Below are 21,578 nucleotides of genomic sequence, written 5' to 3' on the forward strand. Positions count from 1 at the left end.
GGCCCAGCTGGCGGCACTGGCGGCGTTCGAGGCGGACTCCTACAGGGAGGCGGAGGCCGCGGTGGCCGCGTTCGCCGAGGTGCGTGCCCTGTTGCTGCAGAACCTGAGCCGGCTCGAGTGGGGGAGCGCGGCACCGGCCGACGGGGCCTTTTACCTGTACGCCGACCTCGGGCGGCAGCTGGAGGGCTTCGCCGACTCGGCCGAATACTGCCGGGCGCTCCTGGAGGAAGAGGGCGTCGCACTGGTCCCCGGCGCCGACTTCGATGCCGTCAACGGCACGCGCTCCGTCCGGCTGTCCTTTGCCGCCGGTGCCGAGGCCGTGGCCACGGCCATCGAGCGCATTGTGCGCTTCCAGGAGGGCCGGAGCCGCTAGCTCCCGGCTCGGCCATGCCCAGGGCCGGCCCCTGGCTCTACTGACCGGGCACGTCGATCAAGCGTGGGAAGGGGCGGCTGGCTGCCGCATGCGCCGCGGATGCGGCCGACCCCTTCAGGTTGTACGTGCAGTTCAGTTTGTTTGAGAAGCCGCTGACCGGATGGCCGTGGCGAGGTCGCGGGGACGGCTCCACATAGGCCAGTGCCCCGTCGGGAGGTCAAGGACGTCGAGGTGCTCGATGTTCGCGACTTCGGCAAACATGGCATGGCCTGCGCAGGCCAGTTCCAGCACCTGCGCGCTCGGGATCGAGCAGCACACCAGGGTGGTCCGGACCTTGCGGCGGGCATCGTTCGTGAGCTCGACGGGCTGACGCAGCACGGGTCCGGGCTCAGGGACGGCCCGGGCCTGGAAACGTTCGAGGACCTCCGCGCTCAGGCCTTCGAGGCTCGCCTGCTGTGCGAGGACGTCGAGGGGCGGCAGCGGAAGCTCTTCCAACTCCTCCGGGAGGTCCGGGGCGAAGGCGCTTCCCGTGGCCACGGGGCCGGAGTCGACCCACACCACTCGATGGACAAGCTCAGGGTGCCGGTCGAGGACGAGGCTGACGGGGGCGTTCGCCCCGCTGTGGGCGACGAGAGTTGCGGGCTGATCCTCGAAGACCCCGAGTTGAGCGATGACGTCTAGGACCGCCGCGGCTTGATCGTCGAGAGTCTTCGCCGCTCGCTCGGGATCGTCCCCGTCGAGACCGGGCAGCGTCATCGCGATTGCGCGGGAGCGGTCGGTCCTCAGGTGTTCAAGGACTTCATCCCACGCCCAAGCGCCCAGCCAGTGGCCGGCGATGAGAATGATGGTCGGAGTGCTCGTAGTAGTTGTCATGGCACGACCCTCGCAGGCACTGCGGACAAGGGTATGTCACTATTTATGTCATGATTTTGTCGGCGCCTGAACTGTGAAGCGGGTCGAGCGGCTCCATGCCCTGTCCGAGATGTTGCGCCGCAGCGGCGCACGGGGGGTTTCCGCCGACCGGTTGGCGAGAGAGTTCGCGGTATCCGTGCGCACTATTAAGAGAGACCTCGATGCGTTAGAGAACAGCGGTGCGCCTGTATGGTCTCGCCCGGGTCCCGGCGGTGGCTACGGATTGGCTACAGGCGCGTCGCTGCCGCCCGTCAGCCTGTCCCCGGCGCAGGCCGTGGCGCTCATGGCAGCCGTGTCCGCTGCACCCGATGCCCCCTACGCCGATCTGGCAGCAGCAGGTATCCAGAAGATCCTGGACGTCCTCGATCCCAAAACCCGAGCACGGGCCGACGAGCTGGCCCACCGCGTCTGGGTCAACGCGCTTCCCTCCTCGTCGCGCTCCATCAAGTCGGCACTGGAGGAGGCGATGGCCGAGCAGCGGGTGATCCGCATCCGCTACACCTCGAAAGACGAGACCACGACCACCCGCGACGTTGAGCCGGTGCTGTTCGCCTCCACGAACGGCCAGTGGTACTTGGTGGGGTGGTGCCGGCTGCGCAACGCCATGCGATGGTTCACCGTGTCACGCATCGAGCGAGCCAGCGTAACCAAGACGGCTTGCAGCGGCCATACCATCCACGAGGTCGGAGAACCCCCGGCGAACGCCAGGCCGGTGCACGGTCGGGGCGATTGAGTCACTCAATTAACCACTCCGGTCACAACAGCCGGACTCCGGGTCGGCCACACCCCGGCCGGACCCGTGCACGCCGGAGGGCCGGAAGGCGTCACACCGGCCGTTCCCAATCCTCCACCGGTCCCTCGACCGTGGTGAACAGCGGATGGGGGTCGGGGACCCGGCCGGGGCTTTGCCGCTCCAGCCGCTGGTTCAGGACCACGGCGTGGTCCGGGTCCCGCACCGCGAGTTTGGCGATCAGATGCCGCAGTTCGAAGCTGAGCTGTTCCGAATGGACCGGCAGGCTCGGCTGCCGCTGCCTTGCGGCGGCACCGGCCGCCGAGGTTCCCGGACACCGGATCAGGCTGGTGTTGAAGGCATATCCGCGGGCCGCAGCCTCGGCTGCCAGCCCCTCCAGATAGGCGCCGATGGCTGCCATCGGGTCCTCCGCGGCACGGAACCGCTGCAGCTGCGGGTGGTTGCGGTAGCCCTTGGTTTCGCCTGCGAGAACCTTTTGCGCCAGCAAGGCCTCCCGCCAGCAGGCCACCAGACCCCTCCGGTCGAGCAGCCGGGGGTGCAGGCTCCATATCCGCATTGGACCAGAATAAGCACACCTCGCCCTGCCCAGCGGCGGCCGAGCGGCCGGCAGCAGCCGCGGCCCCGGCCCGCCGGCGGCGAAGGGAGAACTATATCGTGCCTGTGAGACAATAGGTGGCAATGTCTTCGCAGATTTCTTCCCCCCAAAAAACTTCCGACCGGCCCCAGGTGCGTCCCGCCGCCGAGGGCTGGAACCAGGCCGTCACCAGCGAGGGCCGTCCGCTGCTGCAGTTCAAGTCCCCGCGCGTCACGCAGCCGCCGCTCCACCTCGCCGACATGACGCTGGCCGAGCGGCAGGACAAGATGAAGGAGCTGGGACTGCCGGCGTTCCGGGCCAAGCAGCTGTCCACGCATTACTTCCAGCACTACACCACCGACCCCGAGCGCATGAGCGACCTGCCCAAGGAGCGGCGCGCGGAACTGGCCGAGACCTTTTTCCCCACCCTCCTCACCGAGGTCAAGCGCCTGACCACCGACAACGGCGACACGATCAAGTTCCTCTGGCGCCTCTTCGACGGCTCGCTGGTCGAATCGGTCCTGATGCGCTACCCGGGCCGGGTCACGCTCTGCGTTTCCAGCCAGTGCGGCTGCGGCATGAACTGCCCGTTCTGCGCCACCGGCCAGGCCGGCCTGACCCGCAACATGTCCACCGCGGAAATTCTGGACCAGATCGTTCAGGCCAACCGGGTCATCGCCGAGGGCGGCCTCGGCGGCAAGCGCAAGGACGCCGGCCCCGACGCGGGCCGGGTTACCAACATCGTCTTCATGGGCATGGGTGAGCCGCTGGCCAACTACAAGCGCGTGATGAATGCCGTGCACCGCATGGTGGACGAGGCGCCCGAGGGCCTGGGCATGAGCGCCCGCGGCATCACCGTCTCCACCGTGGGCCTGGTGCCGGCGATCAACAAGCTGGCCGATGAGAACCTCCCCTTCACCTTCGCGCTCAGCCTGCACGCCCCGGACGACGAACTGCGCGACGAACTGATCCCGGTGAACTCCCGCTGGAAGGTCGACGAAGCACTGGACGCCGCCTACGGCTACTACCAGCGCACCGGCCGGCGCGTCTCCATCGAGTACGCGCTGATCAAGGACATGAACGACCACGCGTGGCGGGCCGACCTGCTGGCCAAGAAGCTCAACAAGCGCGGCCGCGGCTGGGTGCACGTCAACCCCATCCCGCTGAACCCGACCCCGGGCTCCATCTGGACCTCGTCCGACCCGGACGTCACCCGCGAGTTCGTGGCCCGGCTGAACGACGCCGGCGTCCCCACCACACTGCGCGACACCCGCGGCAAGGAGATCGACGGCGCCTGCGGCCAGCTGGCGGCGACGGAGTAACCCCTCACAAACAACGACGGCGGCGGGCCGGGTCCTCGGACCCGGCCCGCCGGTGGTTTCGGCGCTTCGGGCCTCCTCGTCCACCGGCTGGACCCGGGTGACCCTCTCCGCCGTCCGCGGGACGCCGGCCCGCTAGTCCTGGACCGCCGTGGGATCCAGATGTTGCCGGGGCACCCTGTCGCGGCTGTACGTGATCTCGGTGAAGCCGTGCGGTGCGGGTTTGCCGTCCTCGCCCAGGTTCACGAACACGATCTTCTCGATGGTCAGGATCGATTGGCGCGTGAACATGTTCCGCACCTCGGCCCGCATCGTCAGGGACGTCCGGCCGAAATGCGTGGCCTTCAGGCCCATCTCGATCAGATCGCCCTGGCGGGCCGAGCTGACGAAGTTGATCTCCGACATGTACTTGGTGACTGCCTTGCCGTTGCCCAGCTGGACGATGGCGTAGATGGCCGCCTGTTCGTCGATCCACCGCAGCAAGCTGCCGCCAAAAAGGGTGCCGTTGGCGTTAAGGTCTTCGGGGCGCACCCACTTGCGGGTATGGAAGGAAATGTCGTCGGTGCCCATGCAACGACTGTATCGGAACGGGGCCGGCGGCTCGTCGGGAGTCAATGGGCCGCCGAGACGCAGGCCGGCGCTCCTAGGATTCGTCGAGCTTCTCGACGTCGTCGGCCTTCTTGGGCACGTGCGGAATCGACTCGGTCGTCGGCGGCACCACGGGGGTGAGGACGGAGGCGTAGGCGTGTTCGCTGGAGTACTTGAGGAACGCCAGGTGCGCCTCGTATCGGTCGAGGACGTCGTTGATGACCTGTTGCTGGGTCAAACCCATGAGGTCGTAGCCCTCGCTGCCGGTCTGGGTAAACACCTCGAGCCGGTAGTACGTGTCGATCTCGCGGGGCATGCTGCGGCCGCCGAAGGTCGGAACGGGGGCCTCGACCGCGGCCACTTGGTAGTGGAAGTCGCGGTGGTCGTCCATATTCACCACGAGGATGTGCTCGTCGATGCCGGTCTTCGGGTTCGGCGTCGTCGTCATCTCTGCCTCGTAGCCGAGTTCGGTGAATTCCTTGGCGACGTCCTGCAGCGCCGGCTGCACGACCCGCTCGGCGAACTGTGCCACGGCCTTGTTCGACGGGTAGGACCGCAGCCGCGCCAGGCGCTGCCGCCAGGTCTTCTCCGGTATCTGCCCGCCATGGGCGGCAGCAGTGCGCCGTCGCAGCACCTGCCCCTCGCGCTCGGCCCGTTCCATCCTGAGCACCTTCGAGAAGGAGGCCATCACGAGATACGCGATGACGGTCACCGGCAACGCGAAGATCAGGGTTGCGTATTCCATGGTTGTCACGCCGCCGGCCACCAGCATGGCCACCGTGAGGATCGCGGTGACCAGGGCCCAGAAGATGCGCAGCCACTTGGCGCCGTCCATCGCCGGATCGGGGATCATGGAGGAGAAGTTCGACATCACCATCGCACCGGAATTGGCGCTGGTGAGGTAGAACAGCAGACCCGAGAGGGTGGCCAGACCGATCAGGAACGGCGCGCCCGGGAACATTTCCAGCAGCGCATACCACCCGTGCTCGGGGCTGTTGATGGCCTCCTGGGCGAACTCGGTATTGCCGGCGAGCACCTCGCTCATGGCGCTGTTGCCGAAGATTGAGACGATGAAGAAGTCGCAGAGGACCGGGGCGGTGATGGCCGCGATGACGAATTCCCGCAGGGTCCGGCCGCGCGAAATCCGTGCCAGGAAGAGGCCGACGAACGGGCCCCAGGCCAGCCAGAAGGCCCAGAAGAAGAGGGTCCAGCCGGCCATCCATGCCGAACCGTCCTCCTCGTAGGCCAGGGTCTGCAGGGTGCGCTCCGGCAGCGAGAAGATGAAGCGGCCGATGTTCTCGACCATGGCGTTCAGCAGGAACGAGGTCTTGCCCGTGACCAGGATGTAGAGCATCATCGCTCCGGCCGCCCACAGGTTCAGTTCGGAGATCCACCGGATCCCCTTGTCGACGCCGGAGGTACAGGCCGCTACGGTCATGACGACGGCGACGAGCACCAGGGCAATCTGCAGGGCCAGGCCCTCCGGCAGGCCGAACAACCAGCTGAAGCCGACGTTGAGCAGGACGACGCCGATGCCCATCGACGTGGCTACGCCGAAGACGGTGCCGACCAAGGCGAAAATGTCGATGACGTCGCCGGTCGCCCCGCGCACGCGCTTACCCAGCAGCGGGTAGAGCGCGGCCCTGATGGACAGCGGCATGCCCCAGCGGTAGGCGAAATACCCCATCGCCATGCCGAGAAGGGCATACATCGACCAGCCGGCCACCCCGTAGTGGAACATGGTCCAGACGACGGCGTCCTGCGCGGCTTCCGCCGATTCGGGTGCGGCGGTGGGAGGGTTGATGTACTGCGTGATCGGGCCGGTGACGGAGTAGAAGAGCATGTCGATGCCCACGCCGGCGGCGAAGAGCATGGCGACCCAGGTGAAGAGGTTGTACTGGGGGCGTGAGTGGTCGGGGCCGAGCCTGACGCTGCCTTCCTTGGAGAGGGCCACCCACAGGACGAAAAGAATGACCAGGGTGACGGTCAGGACGTAGAACCAGCCCAGGTTGGTGGCGATCCAGCCGACCATGGTGTGCATCGTGCCGGCCGCGTTGCCCGGGGCCATGATGGCCCAGATGGAGAAGGCCAGGACGATCACGGACGAGATGATGAAAACCCGCCAGTTGACCCGGGGGCCGCGGTTCTCGGTGAGTTCGGCGGGCCCCTTGCTCAGTTCCGTGCTGGATATGGGCGGGCGCTTGGCCTCGGAATCGGCATCGGCGGGCTTGCGCCGTTCCGCCACGCCGAAGCGACTGCGTTCGACGAGTGGTTTCAGCGCCTCATTGTTCGAGATGCTGTCGTCTTCGGCGTTAGCCATCGGATTCTCCTTCTCTCGCGGGCGGCGCCTGCCGCTTATGTCAGCGGCACGTCGCCCAAAAAACCGTGGCGGTGAACAGCGTAGACCTCCCAAGCCTGTCCGTGCCCACCTGCGGGGGGAGCAATTTTTCCGGGCCCCGCCTCCGTCTCCCCGCCCGGACGCCGCTGGGACAAACCCGCGGCGCGGCTCCGCCATGCGGTGCTCCTGGCCGCGCGCTGCTGCCCGCCATTGGTCGGCGGCCGGGCTGCTGCCCGTGGTCGTTCGGGTCCGTCTTCGGGCGCTGCCGGCTGGTTCCGGGCTGCGCTCCGGCAGGGGAGTAGGCCAAAAAAGTGGGACCCCGGCCTGAAACAGGCAAGGGTCCCACTAGTAGTTGCGGGGGTAGGATTTGAACCTACGACCTCCGGGTTGTGAACCCGGCGAGCTGCCGAACTGCTCCACCCTGCGGCGTCTCTGACTGTAGACCCCCCAGTGGCCAAACGGCGAATTTGGTGAGGAGCGTCACCGCACGCGCCGGGGAAACCTGTGATTCAAGTGCGACGGCGGCCGGGCCACGTCGGCCCGGTGGTTCGGGTCTTATCGCATGGCGCCTTCGGTTACCGGAGCACTCCGAGGGTGCCCCGCGGCCGGGGTGTGCGCACTGGGTACCTGCCGAGGTGGTGGGCCCTGCGCCGGGGTCTCGGCGGAGGGGAAATGTCCCTTGTGCCGGACGAGGAACCGCGCGGCCGCCACGATGATCGCCGACGAGGTTCCGGCGATCAGGTCCGTCATGGTGTCGAAGTTGGTGATCTGGGCTTCGGTGCCGAGCACGGCATCGGAGGCGAACTCCGCGATCTCCCACAGCAGGGCGACGAAACCGCTGAACGCGACGATCATCACCGCTGCGAGCCAGGGCGGCATCGAGAACCCGTAGCGGCGGCCGGTGATGCCCAGGGCAAAAACGATCCCGAGCGCGACGACGAATCCGGAGTAGAAGTGCACGACCGTGTCCCACGGTGTCCAGATGGCGTAGAAACCCAGTTGGCTTCCCAGGTACGGGCCGCCGAGCAGCAGCACTGCGTAGAGCCCCTGTAGGCGTGCGGGGATCTCAACGTGCGCCCACCGCTCCACCAGCAGAACCGGGAACGAGGCCAGTAGCAGTGCGACGGGGATGACGGCTGCCGTGGGCTCGCCGCGCATGAGCGCGCTGAGTGCAGAGAATGCGAAGAGGGCTTCGGCCACGATCAGTGGGGCGTGGCGCCTGAGCGCGTCGCTGGACGGCACCGTTTCTTGTATGTCGTTGCTTTGACTCATTCAGTCAACCTTCACAAAGTTCATGGGAGCGATTTGCTTGCAGTGTGGAGAAGCACGCAGCGCCCTCCGGCGAGGACAGCAGTTCGAGAGCGCGGGACACCTCCCCGACGCGAGTGGAAGACGTCGCGGAAATCGCGGCCCGGGGGGTTGCTCTAGGGGTTGGGGGTTCTTTCCGGGTCGTGGGCTGGAGGAATGTCGGTGGGGGCTGACGCGGTGCTTTGGAAGAGCCGGGGCGTGGCGGCGGAGAGCTCGTTGGCGAAGCGGACCAGCATGGCGCCGAGGATTTCCCTGTCTTCCGGTGACCAGCTGGAGAGTATTTCATCGAACGCTGCCGCGCCGGCGGCGCCGATCTGCTGTTGCAGTTGAATACCGGCGGCGGATGTCTGTAGGAGGGTTGCCCGCCGGTCGGCGGGGTCCGGCCTGCGGTCGATTAATTCCCTGGCTTCGAGACGGCGGATTTGCGGGGTCATGGTGGATTTGTTCACTCCCCACTGCGCGGCCAGGTCGGACAGCCGCATCGGGCCGCTCCTGGTCAGGTATTCCAGCAGTGCCGTGTCGGTGGGCGAGAGGTCCTCGGCTTCGGGGCCGAAGACGTATCGGCGGATCTTTTTCCTGCTGGCCCATTGGAGCAGCAAGGCGAAGCCGTGGCGGACCTGCACCCCCGGTGTGGGCTGCTCACCGCCGGTCTCATTGCCGCTGGAAAAATCTGACATGAAACCAACCTAGCAAAATCAGTTCGGTTCGCCTAACCGAACTGATTTTCGTTAGGCTGGGGCTGCGTGGTCCTGAGCAGGCAACTCCAAGCACTCCAGCACCAGTATGAAGGGTCGCGCAGCCCGATTGGACAGGCTCCGCGCCGGATCTGCACCATCGAAAATATGGATGATTATCTCTACCTGATCCAGCCGGCGACAGTAGTGCTGATCGCCGTTGCCTCAGCACTGGTGATCACCGCGCTCTTGCGGGTTGCAGTGAACCAGCTGTTCCGGCGTGTGCCCAACATCCGGGATGTCTCGGCCCGCGGGCGCAGCCCCTTCCGGGTGGCGCTGGCCGTCATCGGAATCCGGGTGGGCCTGCGTATCACGTCCGCCGATGAGCCGTGGCACGCGGCCGTGGACTTCGTCCTGATCGTGGTGCTCATAGCTGCGCTGGCCTGGTTCGCCGTCGTCGTGCTCCTGGTGATTGAGGCGGCCATCCTGGCCAAGTACCGCACGGACACCAAGGACAACCGCAGGCTGCGCCGGCTCAAGACGCAGGTGATCCTGGGGCGCCGTGTGGCCGTGGCGCTGATCGTGACGATCGCGGTCGCGTGCGTGCTGCTGACCATCCCCCAGGTCCGGGCCCTCGGTGCAGGTATCCTGGCCTCCGCCGGTGTCCTGTCCGTGGTCGCCGGCCTCGCGGTGCAGAGCTCCCTGACCAACGTCTTTGCCGGCATGCAGTTGGCCTTCACGGATGCCATCCGGGTGGATGACGTCGTGGTGGTCGAGAACCAATGGGGCACCGTGGAGGAGATCACGATGACCTACGTGGTGGTCCACATCTGGGACGACCGGCGGCTGATCCTGCCCTCTACCTACTTCACCAGCACGCCCTTCGAGAACTGGACCCGCCGGACCGCCGCCCTGCTGGGAACGGTGGAGCTGGACGTGGATTGGCGGGTTCCCCTGGACGAGCTGCGCGCGCACCTCAAGGCCGTGGTTGAGGCGGCCGAGATCTGGGACGGACGCACCGCCATCCTGCAGGTCACCGACGCCGTCAACTCGCTGGTCCGCGTGCGCATCCTGGTCAGTGCCGGGGACAGCGGCACACTGTTCGACCTTCGCTGCCTGGTGCGGGAATCCATGGTTACATTCCTGCAGCGCGAATACCCGCAGGCGCTTCCCCGGCAGCGGTGGGAAGCCGTCGGCCGGGCGGAGAGCGGCGAGGCCCCCGCCGCCGGCCGCCGCCGTCCCGCGGCCGCGGTGATGACCGGCGCGGGCGACTCTCAGCTGTTCACCGGATCCATCGACGCCGTGGAGCGCAACCAGGCGTTCACCGGCCCGGGCGAGGAGGCCTACGAGGAGCGTGAGCGAAAGGCGAACCAGGGCGGGTAGGCGTGCATCCTCGTCGCAGCTCCTGAGGGTGCGTCTGGTTTGCCCGGCGCTGATGCGGGGGCCCGCGGGCTGTGCGTCCATTCGGTGACCTTTCGTGACCTTCAGAACTGTTGCGTGTGTCACAACCGCTTGTGTCCGGGAGCTCCTCCGGACAGCCTTGGGCATCACCTCTTTTACCCACAGCGCCTTGGAGCGCATGGCCCAAAAGGAGCATCATCCATGACTGACGTTCTGTGGTTTTCCGAAGTTGGCCTGTCCGACCTTGACCAGGTCGGGGGCAAGAACGCCTCGCTGGGCGAGATGATCGGAAACCTGGCAGCGGCCGGAGTAAAGGTTCCGGACGGCTTCGCCACCACCGCCGACGCCTACCGCCGCTTCCTGCGCGAATCCGGCCTGGAAGCCGGCATCGAGACCGTCCTCAAGGGCCTGGACAGCGACGACGTGACCGCCCTGGGTGCCGCCGGGGCAAGGATTCGGGAAATGATCCGCCTGGCACCGTTCCCGGCCGGTTTCGAGGAGCAGATCCGTGCCGCCTATACGCAGCTGGCCGGCAACCACGGCGAGGATGTGTCCTGGGCCGTGCGCTCCAGTGCCACGGCCGAAGACCTGCCCGACGCTTCCTTCGCCGGCCAGCAGGAAACGTTCCTGAACGTGCGCGGCATCGGGAACGTGTTGGCGGCCATCCGGGACGTCTTCGCCTCGCTTTATAACGACCGTGCGATCGCCTACCGTGTCCACCACGGGTTCACCCACTCCGAGGTGGCCCTCTCGGCGGGCATCCAGCGCATGGTCCGCTCCGACGTCGGCTCCTCCGGGGTCATGTTCACCATGGACACCGAGTCCGGCTTCCGCGACGCGGTCTTCATTACCTCCTCCTACGGCCTGGGCGAGGCCGTGGTTCAGGGTGCGGTGAACCCCGACGAGTTCTACGTCTACAAGCCCGCCCTGGCCGCCGGCCGGCCGGCCATCCTCAAGCGCGGTCTGGGCGAAAAGGCCGTGCAAATGACCTACACAGCATCGGTCGAGCGCGGCCGCACAATCGAGTTCGCCCCGGTGCCGGTTTCGCAGCGGCGGCGCTTCAGTCTCACCGACGCCGAGGTGGAGCAGTTGGCCCGGCACGCGGTGGCTATCGAGGCCCACTACGGCCGCCCGATGGACATCGAATGGGGCAAGGACGGCACCGACGGCCAGCTGTACATCCTGCAGGCCCGCCCCGAGACCGTCGAGTCCCGCAAGGCGGCCGGCACCCTCTCGCGCTTCACGCTCAAGGAGCGCTCCGCGGTGCTGGCCGAGGGCCGGGCCATCGGCCAGCGCATAGGCGCCGGCCAGGTGCGCGTGCTGACCTCGATCGACCAGATGTCCTCCTTCCAGCCCGGCGACGTGCTCGTGGCCAACATGACCGACCCGGACTGGGAACCGATCATGAAGAAGGCCGCCGCCATCGTCACCGACCGCGGCGGGCGCACCTGTCACGCGGCCATCATCGCCCGCGAGCTGGGCATCCCGGCCGTTGTCGGCACCGGCAACGCCACCCAGGTGCTCAGCGAGGGCACCCCCGTGACCGTTTCCTGCGCCGAAGGCGAGGCAGGCCTGGTCTACGCCGGGCTGCTGGACTACACCCTGGAGGAAACCGCCCTCGACACCATGCCGGAAGCACCGGTGAAGATCATGATGAACGTCGGCACCCCCGAACAGGCTTTCAGCTTCTCCCGGCTGCCGCACCGCGGCGTAGGCCTGGCCCGGCTGGAATTCATCATCAACCGCCAGATCGGCATTCACCCCAACGCCCTCCTGGCCCTGGCCGGGGAAATCGAGCGCCCCGCCGCGCTGTCCGACTACACCGTGCAGCAAATCCAGGAGAAGATCGCCGCCTACGACGGGCCCCGGGACTACTACGTGAGGCGCCTGGCCGAGGGCATCGCCACCATCGCGGCCGCCTTCGCCCCTGAACCGGTGATCATCCGGCTCTCGGACTTCAAGTCCAACGAGTACGCCAACCTGCTCGGCGGCCCGGCCTTCGAGCCCGAGGAAGAGAACCCGATGATCGGCTACCGCGGCGCCTCCCGGTATCTCTCGGACTCGTTCCGCCAGGCGTTCGAACTCGAGTGCGAGGCCCTGAAGCTGGCCCGCACGCAGATGGGCCTGTCCAACATCAAGGTTATGGTCCCCTTCGTGCGCACCCTGGACGAGGCCCGCGGGGTGACCGAGCTGCTGGCCGTCAACGGGCTGGTCCGCGGCGAGGACGGGCTGGAAATCGTGATGATGTGCGAACTGCCGGCCAACGCCCTGCTGGCCGATGAGTTCCTGGAGTACTTCGACGGCTTTTCCATCGGATCCAACGACCTGACCCAGCTCACTCTGGGCCTGGACCGGGACTCGGCCCTGGTCTCCGGGGGATTCGACGAACGCAACCCGGCGGTCACCAAGCTCCTGGAGATGGCGATCGGCGCCTGCCGAGCCCGCGGCAAGTACGTCGGCATCTGCGGGCAGGGCCCCAGCGACCACCCGGACTTCGCCGAATGGCTGCTGGCACAGGGCATCAGTTCGATCTCGCTGAACCCGGACGCCGTGACGGACACCTGGCTGCGACTGGCCCGCGGTCGTGAAACCGCAGTCCGGGGATGAGCGTGCCCGGAACCGCACGGTGAGCGGAAACCTTCGCCGGAACACCACGGGGGCGGGCCACAGCCCCGGCCCCGTGGTGTTCTTCCTCTCCGACAGCACCGGCATCACGGCCGAGACGCTGGGCAACACGCTGCTGACCCAGTTCCCCGGGCCGCGGCTGGAGCGGCGCACCATTCCCTTCATCGGGACGGAGGAACAGGCGCGCGAGGTCGTCACCATCATCGACAGCGTCGCCGCGGCCGGGCAGCGGCCGATCGTCTTCTCCACCGCCGTCGGCAGCGACATCCGTGCGATCCTGGCCGGGAGCAAGGGACACTTCGTGGACCTGTTCGGTGCCCACATCGGCCAGCTCGAGCAAGCCCTGCAGGCCTCCGCCACCGGCGAGCCGGGCCGGGCGCACGGCGTCGGCGACGCCATTCGCTATCAGTCACGCATGACCGCCGTCGAATACGCCATCGAGCACGACGACGGGCAGTCCATCCGCGCTCTGGAACGGGCGGAACTGATCCTGATCGCGCCCTCGCGCTGCGGCAAGACCCCGACGACGATGTACCTGGCGCTGCAGCACGGCATTTTGGCCGCCAACTTCCCGCTGATCGAGGAGGACTTCGCCCGCCGCTCGCTGCCGGAGCCGTTGCGGCCCTACGTGCGCAGATGCTTTGGGTTGACCTCACTGCCGATCCGGCTAAGCCAAATCCGCCAGGAGCGCCGGCCGGACAGCACCTACGCCTCGCTGGCCCAATGCAGCTTCGAGCTGCGCAGCGCCGAGGACATGTACGCCGTCAACGGGATACCGTACGTCAACTCCGCATTCATGTCAGTGGAGGAAATCTCCGCGACCATCCTGCAGCGGATGCGGCTGCAACACTGACCTTGCAAGCACTGGCCCCTGCACAGCAGCCGCCGGAGCACCTGCAGCGGAGCGCTAATCAGGCAGACCCATCTCCTAGCGCCTCCGCCGAACGCCGGCATAGCCACAATTTGGCGCAGACCGTCTCTCGAAACGCCGATAACGTGATTATGTCCGGGTGAGCATCTCGCTGAACCTTGCCCAGTGGGAAAGGTTCGAACGGTGACAGGGCTGCATCGCAGTGCGACACCTGACCATTCAGGCAGTACATAAGTCTCAGGCATTAGCGCCGCGGTGAAGGACCATCTAGCGGTAACTTTCGGTAGCAGACTATCGCGGAATTCCGCATCTATTCCGCAGATTCGATAACAGCCAATGAGAGCGGATGACAGCAGAAAACAGCTCTGACTTGGGGTGATAGAAGACGCTGGTACCCCGCAGAAACCACCGAAAGAGCCGTACTCTTACTCGAAAGCCCGAACAGCCATTTCAGGGGCAGTCTCAACCCGTCCCAGGCACTTCGCGTCGAAGCTGGTAGTGCTCAGGCATTTTCAGTGTCTTGCGTTGTCGTCGCACTCGGGGCTGCGATGCCGCCGGGTCCCCGGCTGCGGCCGAAGTATAGGCGGGGCACTCGCTTACCGACCCGCGTGACAATTTCGTAATTGATCGTTTCAGGCGCGGCCACCCAGTCCTCGGCCCAGGAACGTCATCGCCGGGGCCGAACAAGATGGCTTCGTCGCCAACAAGGTCTTTCGCTTCGGCGGTGCGCACGCGTCAACTCGGCAGTCTACGTAGGCCCCCGTTGCGGAACCGGCGGGCGGCCCAGCTGCCGTGCCACCTTATGCTTCCTCCATGGGGAACAAACCAGCGCAAAGCCCGCATCTGTTCAAAGTGTTCGCAAGCAACGATAATCAGAGCCTTATCGTGCGGTATCCGTATCAGGACGACTCTGACGTTGAATTCGGGTACGTCGAAGCAGCGAAGCGACTTGCTGCCTCGTTCCAGGGCCAGCCGATCGACGACACGATTCTCATGCCGTTTATGTATCTATGGCGGCATGCGGTCGAACTTTCACTGAAACAACAGATCAAGTTGGCAGCCAGGCTCCGGCGGGCGAACGGTGAGCAGGAGGAAGCGCTCGATCCCGAAAGGCTGCGGGGGTGGCTAAACAGAACGCACAGTATGCGGGCTTTGGCCACGGAGCTGGCCGGTCATTTCGCTCAGCTCGACCTGCCAGAAATGCCGAAAGACACAAGCCGCACACTCTCCTGGCTTATCGAAGCGGATCCGAACGGCCAGACCTTCCGTTACTCTGGCGGGCTTCCGGACACCCAGGACTTCATCGACTTCCGTGCACTCAGCAAGTGCCTTGAGGAGACATACAATATAGTCTCGGCCGGCATTGACGTGCTGTGGGCCTACAGCGAGGCACAGGAAGATTTTCTCGCCGAGCGGCGTGAGTTCGAAGCAGAGATGCGCGCCGAGTACGAGTCAGAAGTTGGAAGCTATAACGAATATTGAGCGGGCCAGCTGACGACAAGCCAGTACCTTATCGCGACTCAAGCCTGAATCCATCGTTGCGATCTCGCTCAAGGTGCCCTGGCTCCGGATAACCGCACTCAGATGGCAGCCTGTTCGCATCAGGCCGGGTCCGCGGCCCCTGCGAAAGCAGGGTCCTAAGCCTTGCGGGGATGCGATTGCGTGCCTGCATCCAGCCCCTTCTCAAAACACAGCAGCCCCACGTAATCCGAAGATGATGTAGGGCTGCTGTGTCAGAGCGGATTTAGCTGGCTATCAACTCGCGTCGCCGTTGGTCTTTTGGCTCCAGGCGCCACTCCCGCACGGAAAGACCATCGACGAAGCGCCATTCTTCGCCGCACTTGTCACAGCTGATCCAGCGATCGTGTTCCCGGAAGCCAGGTGTGTTGTCATGTTCTTCGATGACCTTTCCCTCACCGCAGGGGCAAAGGAACTCATAGTATTCGATCGTCCCTGAGCCCGCACCGAACCCTGGCGTGCCGCTTTTTGCTGCCGCTGATTCGATCAGTGCGGATGCTCAGATCCCCGAGCAGTGACCGGGGCGAGATCCTGGCCCACTCTGCAATCGCGCTTTCTGCGGCTGTATAGGCAGCGTAGGAGGCTGGGACTTCCTCTAGGATCTGTAGCAGTTCCTGCGGGGGTGCGAGCGATGCGGTGGTAGCTACCCTGAATGCCAGCGGAGTAGTCGCCGGCGACATCACCCATCCAGGAGCGGGAGCTGCTCATGCCCGATTGTGGAGGCACCTGAGTGAAGAACTTATCCGGGAAGGACGTAGGTACCGGGCGCTCTCAGCCGCTTTCTTGGTCACCTCTAGCAAAGCGTCCAAGCCGGGGAGCGCGCTGTTACCCGAGCGCGGGGTGGCTCTGAATAAAGGGCTTCACCTGGTAGTTCAGCATCGCCCAAATCTTCCTGTTCTGCGCAACCGAGATGTCTTCCTTCTTGCGTTTGTTGAACATCTTGAGGAAAAAGGCATAGTCTCCTTCTCCGTTGTTGCCGTTGCGCGCATCGTTGAACGCCCCTTCAGCGAATAGCCACTCCAGCAAGGCTCGGGAAAAATAGTCCGACGTCAGGGTGATCTTCTTACGGTCCTCTATTGCCTTCTTCAGCGCCAGAAGCTGGCCGAGCACTGAGACCTGCGCATCCAAGTCCTGGCGCTTGAAGTGGTGCACGCATCGGCTTCCAATATAGGAGAGCGTTTCCTGATTTTTGCTGTTGTAGATGGTGTACATGTAAAGCAGGTTCTGCTGCCCGCAGACGCATTCACCCTCGCTATCCGGGTGTTCCTCAACTGCGACCACGGCCCATTCATGCACGGCGTCATAAAAATGCCTGGCCACGGAATTGTCCTCGATGACCTTCTTTAGCGTCTCAAAACTATGCGCTGCCACTTCTGGACTCCACCTTCTTTTGTCACGACTTTACCGTCATGCTTGTGAAACTTTGCATCCTTTAGGAGGTGCGTCGTCAAAGTCGGAAAGAAACTCGATAGAAAGAACACTTCCCATTGATGTTCAGGGCAGCGTCATAATTGATGACTACCCGTCTTTATCGGGGACCTCCATGATCTTCTTGTCTCGTGGCTGCTCCACACGTTGCCCGCTGAGAGCGCCAACGACGTTGTCAGGGGCATTGGGGGAACAGGCTCGGCTACCTGCTCATCCGCGATCTGGATGGAGCACAGCGTGTGGGGCATGGTGCGGGCTGCTTCGGCGATGATGGCCGCGTCCCGGGCATCGGTCTTGGCTTCACCGGGGTGCAAGTCGGCGATACGGCGCATGGCAGACGTCGGCGTTCGTGCGAGTGCGGCATGCCGCTGCTAAGCGGGCGGAGGGGCTTGGCTCGACAATGATGCGGCGCTGTTTGGGGCGAAGCGAAGCGGGGGGCGATCTCAATCAGCTGACCCGTCTCGGGCACCGAGATAAGTTGGACATCGGTGTGCTCGCGGTCGTAGTCCATGAGCTGGCGCAGGATTGTGAGCACATGGTCGATGAAAGGGCAACCATCAGCGCCACCTCGGTGTCGCCGTCCTCATGCCCACTCCTGGCACGGGCGTCGGCTCGGGCTCGCAAGCGCTGCCGCACTGCTCGCTCGTCCGCTAGGACTCGCCGACTCCCAGCCCAGTCCGTCATTCATCGCGACGCAATCCCCTCTGACCTGCCGCAGCCTCGTCGATGAGCGTCGCAAACTGATCCATGCTGAGCACATTCAGCTTGAACTCCTCCGCCTTCGCGCGAACCGCTCCGTCCCCGGTGACGACGATCCACTCCGGGGCCATGAGATATTGGCTGTCGTGCTCCTTGCCCTCGAGAGCACATGCCACGACCAGCGGATCAGCGTTGCCCATGTTGGCGTAGAGGTCGATCAGCCCGGTGTCCGTGTCTGGCACGGTAGCCATGACCTCAATAAGCAGATGGAGCATCCGCGGCGTTGTCGGATGAACGTTGTCGCGCAATAGTGCGATGTCCGGGAATCCCTCGGCTTCGTGAAGCACTGCCTCCGGCAGGACAACGTTCTCCACGAAGTACGCGCTTGCCCGTCGCCGCTGTCCAAGCTGACTCAAAACGTTCGTGTCCACCACATACCGCTGCCCGAAGCCACTCATCCTAATGCCCGCCGCAGGTCGTCGATCTGTGATGGTTTGAGGTGGTTCAGGCAGACGGAACGACAGAACTCACCAGTCGATATGCTCTCGCTATCGAGCGCGTGCAGCATTCGACGAGTGAATTCCCGCCCGTTGTATTTACGAACGGCGTTCTCGGGGAGGATCTTGTTCCGAGGGCCACCCTTGGAACGTTTCCGGAACTCCTCGCGCAACTGCCCCAAGTAGTTACTCGCGGTCTCGCCATTGATCATTCCGAGCCGCATTGCACGGACAGCAACCGCACTCGCAGTCACCTTGAAGTCCTCCGACGCATTCCTCATCTCGTCAAGAGAGGTCGGTCCGATCGCCCGGAACCGATCCGCGGGCATCAGCATCGCACCAGCAATGTCGTACTCTCGGCCAGGATCCGTCTGAGCGCTGCCACCGTCCCAGGTCATCGGAGCGAAGATTCGTCGGGCGATCAGAACTGTCATCAGTGTCAGCGTGAAAATCGTCCGCCCAACCGGCTCCTGGTCGTCCCCGTGATCACCTCCCGCCAAAAAGATGAATGGAACCTTGTTATCTCGGATCGTCATCCCGCTGAAGCTCACATGCGTCAGACGTTGTGGCATATGGTGCTGGACGCTACGTGAAATCAGGATCTGATTCGCCTCCAGGCGCTCGATCAAGAGATCTAGCGCTTTTTCCTTGGTCTTGCACGCGCGGATGGCGTCGTGCGTAAGGCCAACCGCCGACATAAGCAGGGCCGCGTCAGCGTCGACAGATGACCTTGCATCACGAAGCAAACCTACGATTGAGTTCCGCTTCAGCGACTTATCATGTGTTCGCACGAGCTGCTGCTTGCGGATCAAGTCCTTTACGATCAGCTCGACATCTCGCAGCTCCACACTGGCGCGCGACCCAATCGAAAACGTGTCCTTGCTGAGCCCGGCCAGGAGCTTCTCGGTCTTCTTCCTCACCTGCTCCTTCACGAGCGCAATGGGGGCGAAGAACAACGAGTAGGGGATGTCGCCTTTCCCCGCGAGATAGACGAGGTCGGAGAAATTGATTCTGCCTGATCCGAGCGCCTTTTCATAGCCTGCGTAGGTGCCCGCTACAGAGTTGTCGAGAAGCGTCCTGAATACAGCCTCATCAATCGGGACAGCCACCCCGTCTAACAGAACGTCGATCGCCATGGCGGATCACATCCGGGCATTCACGAAGTTCTGCCTAAACTCTCGATCCAGCCGAACGCATAGCCGGAGTCACCCGTCTCGTGCATCCATGCCTTACCGCAGAAAGTGCACACGTAGTCCTGCTCGTCTGAGTGCTTTCCCATGCTGGCAATCACGCGCTGCGCCCCTACCCCGGCGAGGGCTGCGTGCGGTTCCTTCGTCTCGCGCATCACCTGACACGCCGAACATGGCTCCTCATGCGTGAGTGACAACGTCGAGAGGAGCTCCGGCACCTTTGCAGCTCCGAGACTTCGCTGTTTCGTCGCCATACATACCACCTATTCTTGTGTCAGATACGTTACAGGGCGCGCGCTGCTCGAAACTGGCACGACACCCTTCAGAGTCGGTCGGGAGCACGTCGGAAGAGCGAGCACAACGCGATGAAGCTCCAGAAATTGCTCCACTGGTGCCCGGAGATTTTCGGCTAACAAGTGAGGGGGCTTCGCCGACATGAACGAGGCATGGAGGCACGGGCCTGTCGTCCCTCACATAGCCTTGCTGGACCACTCAAGACTAGACCGGAGTCTAGAACGGAGGCGAACAGTTTCCAAGCAATAAGAAAGGCCCTCTGACCGGGATAATCCCTAGTCAGAGGGCCTTCATTCGTTGCGGGGGTAGGATTTGAACCTACGACCTCCGGGTTATGAGCCCGGCGAGCTACCGAACTGCTCCACCCCGCGGCGTAGTAATGACTCTAGACCCACCCATCACCAAACGACGAATTTGGTGAGTGGGGTCACTGCTTCGGGCCATCAGCCATGGTCCTGCAGACGACGACGGCGGCGGTGGCCTCCCCTGCGGAAGGCGACCGCCGCCGTCGTCGGCAGAACCAGGGAGGGTCAGCGCAGGTGGTCCACCAGCTTGCCGGCGATGCCGTTGTAGTTGGCCGGGGTGAGCGCGAGCAGGCGGTTCTCGGCGTCGGGGGAGAGGCCCAGGCCGGAGACGAACTCCTTCATGCGCTCGGCGTCAACGCGGTGGCCGCGGGTGAGCTCCTTTAACCGCTCGTACGGGTTCTCCATGCCTTCGACCCCGGCGATGGCCTCGGCGCGCATGACCATTTGGATGGCCTCGCCGAGCACCTCCCAGTTTTGGTCTAGGTCCGCCGCCAGCACCTCGGCGGGAACGCTGAGCCGGTCCAGGCCCTTGGCAACGTTGGAGATGGCCAGCAGCGAGTGCCCGAAGGCGACACCGATGTTCCGCTGCGAGGACGAGTCGGTGAGGTCGCGCTGCCATCGGGAGGTGACCAGGGTGGCCGCCAGCGTGTCCAGCAGGCCGTTGGAGATCTCCAGGTTCGCCTCGGCGTTTTCGAAGCGGATCGGGTTGACCTTGTGCGGCATCGTGGACGAGCCGGTGGCTCCTTCGACGGGGATCTGGGCGAAATAGCCGATGGAGATGTAGCTCCAGATGTCCGTGCAGGCGTTGTGCAGGATCCGGTTGAAGCGGGCGATGTCGGAGTAGAGCTCGGCCTGCCAGTCGTGCGACTCGATCTGGGTGGTCAGCGGGTTCCAGGCCAGGCCCAGGCCCTCGACGAAGCTCTTCGAGACGGCCTGCCAGTCCGCCGAGGGAACAGAAGCGTAGTGCGCCGCATACGTGCCGGTGGCTCCATTGATCTTGCCCAGGTACTCGGTGCGGGCAATCCGGTCCAGCTGGCGGGTGAGGCGGTGGGCGATGACCGCCAGCTCCTTGCCGAGCGTGGTGGGGGTGGCGGGCTGTCCGTGGGTCCGCGAGAGCATCGGCACGTCGCGGTGCTCGCGGGCCATGGCCGCGAACTGCTCGACCAGGGCGCGGGCGGCCGGCAGCCAGACCTGTTCCACGGCCCCCTTCACTCCCACCGCGTAGGAGAGGTTGTTGATGTCCTCCGAGGTGCAGCCGAAGTGCACCATGGCGGTGAGGTTCTCGATGCCCAGCTGTCCGAGTCGGCGGCCGATGAAGTACTCCACGGCCTTCACGTCGTGGACGGTGACGGCTTCGATCTCCGCCAGTTCGCGCACGGCATTTCCGTCGAAGTCGGTGACGATTTTGCGCAGCGCCGACTGCTGCTCCCCGGTCAGCGGTCCCGCCCCGGGCAGTATGGCCTGGTTGGCCAGGTGGATCAGCCACTCCACCTCCACATGCACGCGATCGCGGTTCAGCGCGGCTTCGGAGAGGTAGTCAACCAGCGGCGCAACCGCCTGGTGGTACCGCCCGTCCAACGGACCGAGTGCGATAGCGGGGGTGACTTCTGCCAAGGGAACACGGGAAGTTTCAGCCATGGCCCTATTCTTTCATGTCCCATGTCGCCGCTTTCCGGGTGACTTCGCCTGCACAGCGGCGCCGCGTTCTCCCTCATGCACATAGCCGGTCTGCGTCAGGCCCCGCGGACGACGCGGCCCTAGCCTCGGAGGAAGTCGAGGCGCAAAGGAGGCCAGGGTGATGTTTTGGCAAACGGCGACGGCGGAGGCCGGGCCGGGCGGTTCGGCGGACCCGGGATGGGGGCCGGCCCCCGGCCGGCTGCTTTCCTGTGAGCAGGAACTGCTGTCCGTGCGGG

18 protein-coding genes, 2 tRNA genes and 1 pseudogene are annotated in these 21,578 nt (G+C 64.8%); 7 read left to right on the plus strand and 14 right to left on the minus strand.

Features of this window, described 5'->3' with window-relative positions:
• Window positions 1-373 (plus strand): aminotransferase class I/II-fold pyridoxal phosphate-dependent enzyme (locus AC5RUJ_RS02290; RefSeq protein WP_494155577.1); only part of this gene is annotated, 373 nt, incomplete at its 5' end.
• 132 nt (window positions 374-505) lie between these two features.
• Here the strand turns inward: AC5RUJ_RS02290 and AC5RUJ_RS02295 are convergent.
• On the minus strand, window positions 506-1,246 hold the full coding sequence (locus AC5RUJ_RS02295; RefSeq protein WP_494127639.1) for an alpha/beta fold hydrolase: 741 nt from the start codon (window positions 1,244-1,246) through the stop codon (window positions 506-508).
• Window positions 1,247-1,319: 73 nt separating this feature from the next.
• Here AC5RUJ_RS02295 and AC5RUJ_RS02300 point away from each other — a divergent pair, with 73 nt between their 5' ends.
• Window positions 1,320-2,018 (plus strand): helix-turn-helix transcriptional regulator, encoded by a 699-nt coding sequence (locus tag AC5RUJ_RS02300; RefSeq protein WP_494024107.1) that lies wholly within the window; start codon window positions 1,320-1,322, stop codon window positions 2,016-2,018.
• A gap of 91 nt (window positions 2,019-2,109) precedes the next feature.
• On the opposite strand, the gene AC5RUJ_RS02305 is transcribed toward AC5RUJ_RS02300, so the two are convergent.
• Complete coding sequence (locus tag AC5RUJ_RS02305; RefSeq protein ID WP_494025097.1) at window positions 2,110-2,592, minus strand: pyrimidine dimer DNA glycosylase/endonuclease V; 483 nt, start codon at window positions 2,590-2,592, stop codon at window positions 2,110-2,112.
• 122 nt (window positions 2,593-2,714) lie between these two features.
• On the opposite strand from AC5RUJ_RS02305, the gene rlmN reads away from it, so the two are divergent.
• On the plus strand, window positions 2,715-3,932 hold the full coding sequence (gene rlmN, locus AC5RUJ_RS02310; RefSeq protein WP_494102286.1) for a dual-specificity RNA methyltransferase RlmN: 1,218 nt from the start codon (window positions 2,715-2,717) through the stop codon (window positions 3,930-3,932).
• 132 nt (window positions 3,933-4,064) lie between these two features.
• On the opposite strand, the gene AC5RUJ_RS02315 is transcribed toward rlmN, so the two are convergent.
• The 5 genes from AC5RUJ_RS02315 to AC5RUJ_RS02335 form a co-directional block, all read right to left on the minus strand.
• A complete protein-coding gene (locus AC5RUJ_RS02315; RefSeq protein ID WP_494025098.1) occupies window positions 4,065-4,499 on the minus strand; it encodes an acyl-CoA thioesterase in 435 nt (144 codons plus the stop codon).
• Between the two features lie 73 nt (window positions 4,500-4,572).
• A complete protein-coding gene (gene betT / locus AC5RUJ_RS02320) occupies window positions 4,573-6,837 on the minus strand; it encodes a choline BCCT transporter BetT (protein WP_494013580.1) in 2,265 nt (754 codons plus the stop codon).
• 370 nt (window positions 6,838-7,207) lie between these two features.
• Window positions 7,208-7,281: transfer RNA gene (locus tag AC5RUJ_RS02325), tRNA-Val, on the minus strand.
• A 129-nt stretch (window positions 7,282-7,410) separates the two neighbouring features.
• On the minus strand, window positions 7,411-8,127 hold the full coding sequence (locus tag AC5RUJ_RS02330; protein ID WP_494127638.1) for a DUF2238 domain-containing protein: 717 nt from the start codon (window positions 8,125-8,127) through the stop codon (window positions 7,411-7,413).
• A 152-nt stretch (window positions 8,128-8,279) separates the two neighbouring features.
• On the minus strand, window positions 8,280-8,840 hold the full coding sequence (locus AC5RUJ_RS02335; RefSeq protein ID WP_494127637.1) for a MarR family winged helix-turn-helix transcriptional regulator: 561 nt from the start codon (window positions 8,838-8,840) through the stop codon (window positions 8,280-8,282).
• 165 nt (window positions 8,841-9,005) lie between these two features.
• On the opposite strand from AC5RUJ_RS02335, the gene AC5RUJ_RS02340 reads away from it, so the two are divergent.
• The 4 genes from AC5RUJ_RS02340 (at window position 9,006) to AC5RUJ_RS02355 (ending at window position 15,216) form a co-directional block, all read left to right on the plus strand.
• A complete protein-coding gene (locus AC5RUJ_RS02340; protein WP_494155578.1) occupies window positions 9,006-10,220 on the plus strand; it encodes a mechanosensitive ion channel family protein in 1,215 nt (404 codons plus the stop codon).
• Window positions 10,221-10,439: 219 nt separating this feature from the next.
• The gene (ppsA, locus tag AC5RUJ_RS02345; RefSeq protein ID WP_494127635.1) at window positions 10,440-12,845 is read left to right on the plus strand and encodes a phosphoenolpyruvate synthase; all 2,406 of its coding nucleotides are present in this window, start codon (window positions 10,440-10,442) and stop codon (window positions 12,843-12,845) included.
• Between the two features lie 19 nt (window positions 12,846-12,864).
• The gene (locus tag AC5RUJ_RS02350) at window positions 12,865-13,716 is read left to right on the plus strand and encodes a pyruvate, water dikinase regulatory protein (RefSeq protein ID WP_494127634.1); all 852 of its coding nucleotides are present in this window, start codon (window positions 12,865-12,867) and stop codon (window positions 13,714-13,716) included.
• 831 nt (window positions 13,717-14,547) lie between these two features.
• The gene (locus tag AC5RUJ_RS02355) at window positions 14,548-15,216 is read left to right on the plus strand and encodes a hypothetical protein (RefSeq protein WP_494127633.1); all 669 of its coding nucleotides are present in this window, start codon (window positions 14,548-14,550) and stop codon (window positions 15,214-15,216) included.
• A gap of 861 nt (window positions 15,217-16,077) precedes the next feature.
• Here the strand turns inward: AC5RUJ_RS02355 and AC5RUJ_RS02360 are convergent.
• The 7 genes and pseudogenes from AC5RUJ_RS02360 to purB all read right to left on the minus strand — a co-directional run bounded on the left by AC5RUJ_RS02360 (window position 16,078) and on the right by purB (window position 21,303).
• On the minus strand, window positions 16,078-16,623 hold the full coding sequence (locus AC5RUJ_RS02360; protein WP_494127632.1) for a hypothetical protein: 546 nt from the start codon (window positions 16,621-16,623) through the stop codon (window positions 16,078-16,080).
• 254 nt (window positions 16,624-16,877) lie between these two features.
• Window positions 16,878-17,024 (minus strand): annotated as a pseudogene (locus AC5RUJ_RS02365) (IS110 family transposase); the annotation flags it as partial.
• A 336-nt stretch (window positions 17,025-17,360) separates the two neighbouring features.
• Window positions 17,361-17,837, minus strand: a complete 477-nt coding sequence (locus AC5RUJ_RS02370; RefSeq protein ID WP_494155579.1) for a hypothetical protein — start codon at window positions 17,835-17,837, stop codon at window positions 17,361-17,363.
• Window positions 17,834-19,012 (minus strand): hypothetical protein, encoded by a 1,179-nt coding sequence (locus AC5RUJ_RS02375; protein WP_494127630.1) that lies wholly within the window; start codon window positions 19,010-19,012, stop codon window positions 17,834-17,836. Before AC5RUJ_RS02375 ends, AC5RUJ_RS02370 begins: the two co-directional genes overlap by 4 nt.
• Before the next feature lie 20 nt (window positions 19,013-19,032).
• Window positions 19,033-19,320 carry a hypothetical protein gene (locus tag AC5RUJ_RS02380; RefSeq protein ID WP_494127629.1) on the minus strand — a complete coding sequence of 96 codons (288 nt, stop codon included), beginning with the start codon at window positions 19,318-19,320 and terminating at the stop codon, window positions 19,033-19,035.
• Window positions 19,321-19,657: 337 nt separating this feature from the next.
• Window positions 19,658-19,731: transfer RNA gene (locus AC5RUJ_RS02385), tRNA-Met, on the minus strand.
• Between the two features lie 159 nt (window positions 19,732-19,890).
• Complete coding sequence (gene purB, locus AC5RUJ_RS02390; protein ID WP_494127628.1) at window positions 19,891-21,303, minus strand: adenylosuccinate lyase; 1,413 nt, start codon at window positions 21,301-21,303, stop codon at window positions 19,891-19,893.
• Between the last annotated feature and the right edge of the window lie 275 nt (window positions 21,304-21,578).

This window comes from Arthrobacter sp. Y3223164 (genome assembly GCF_059091005.1).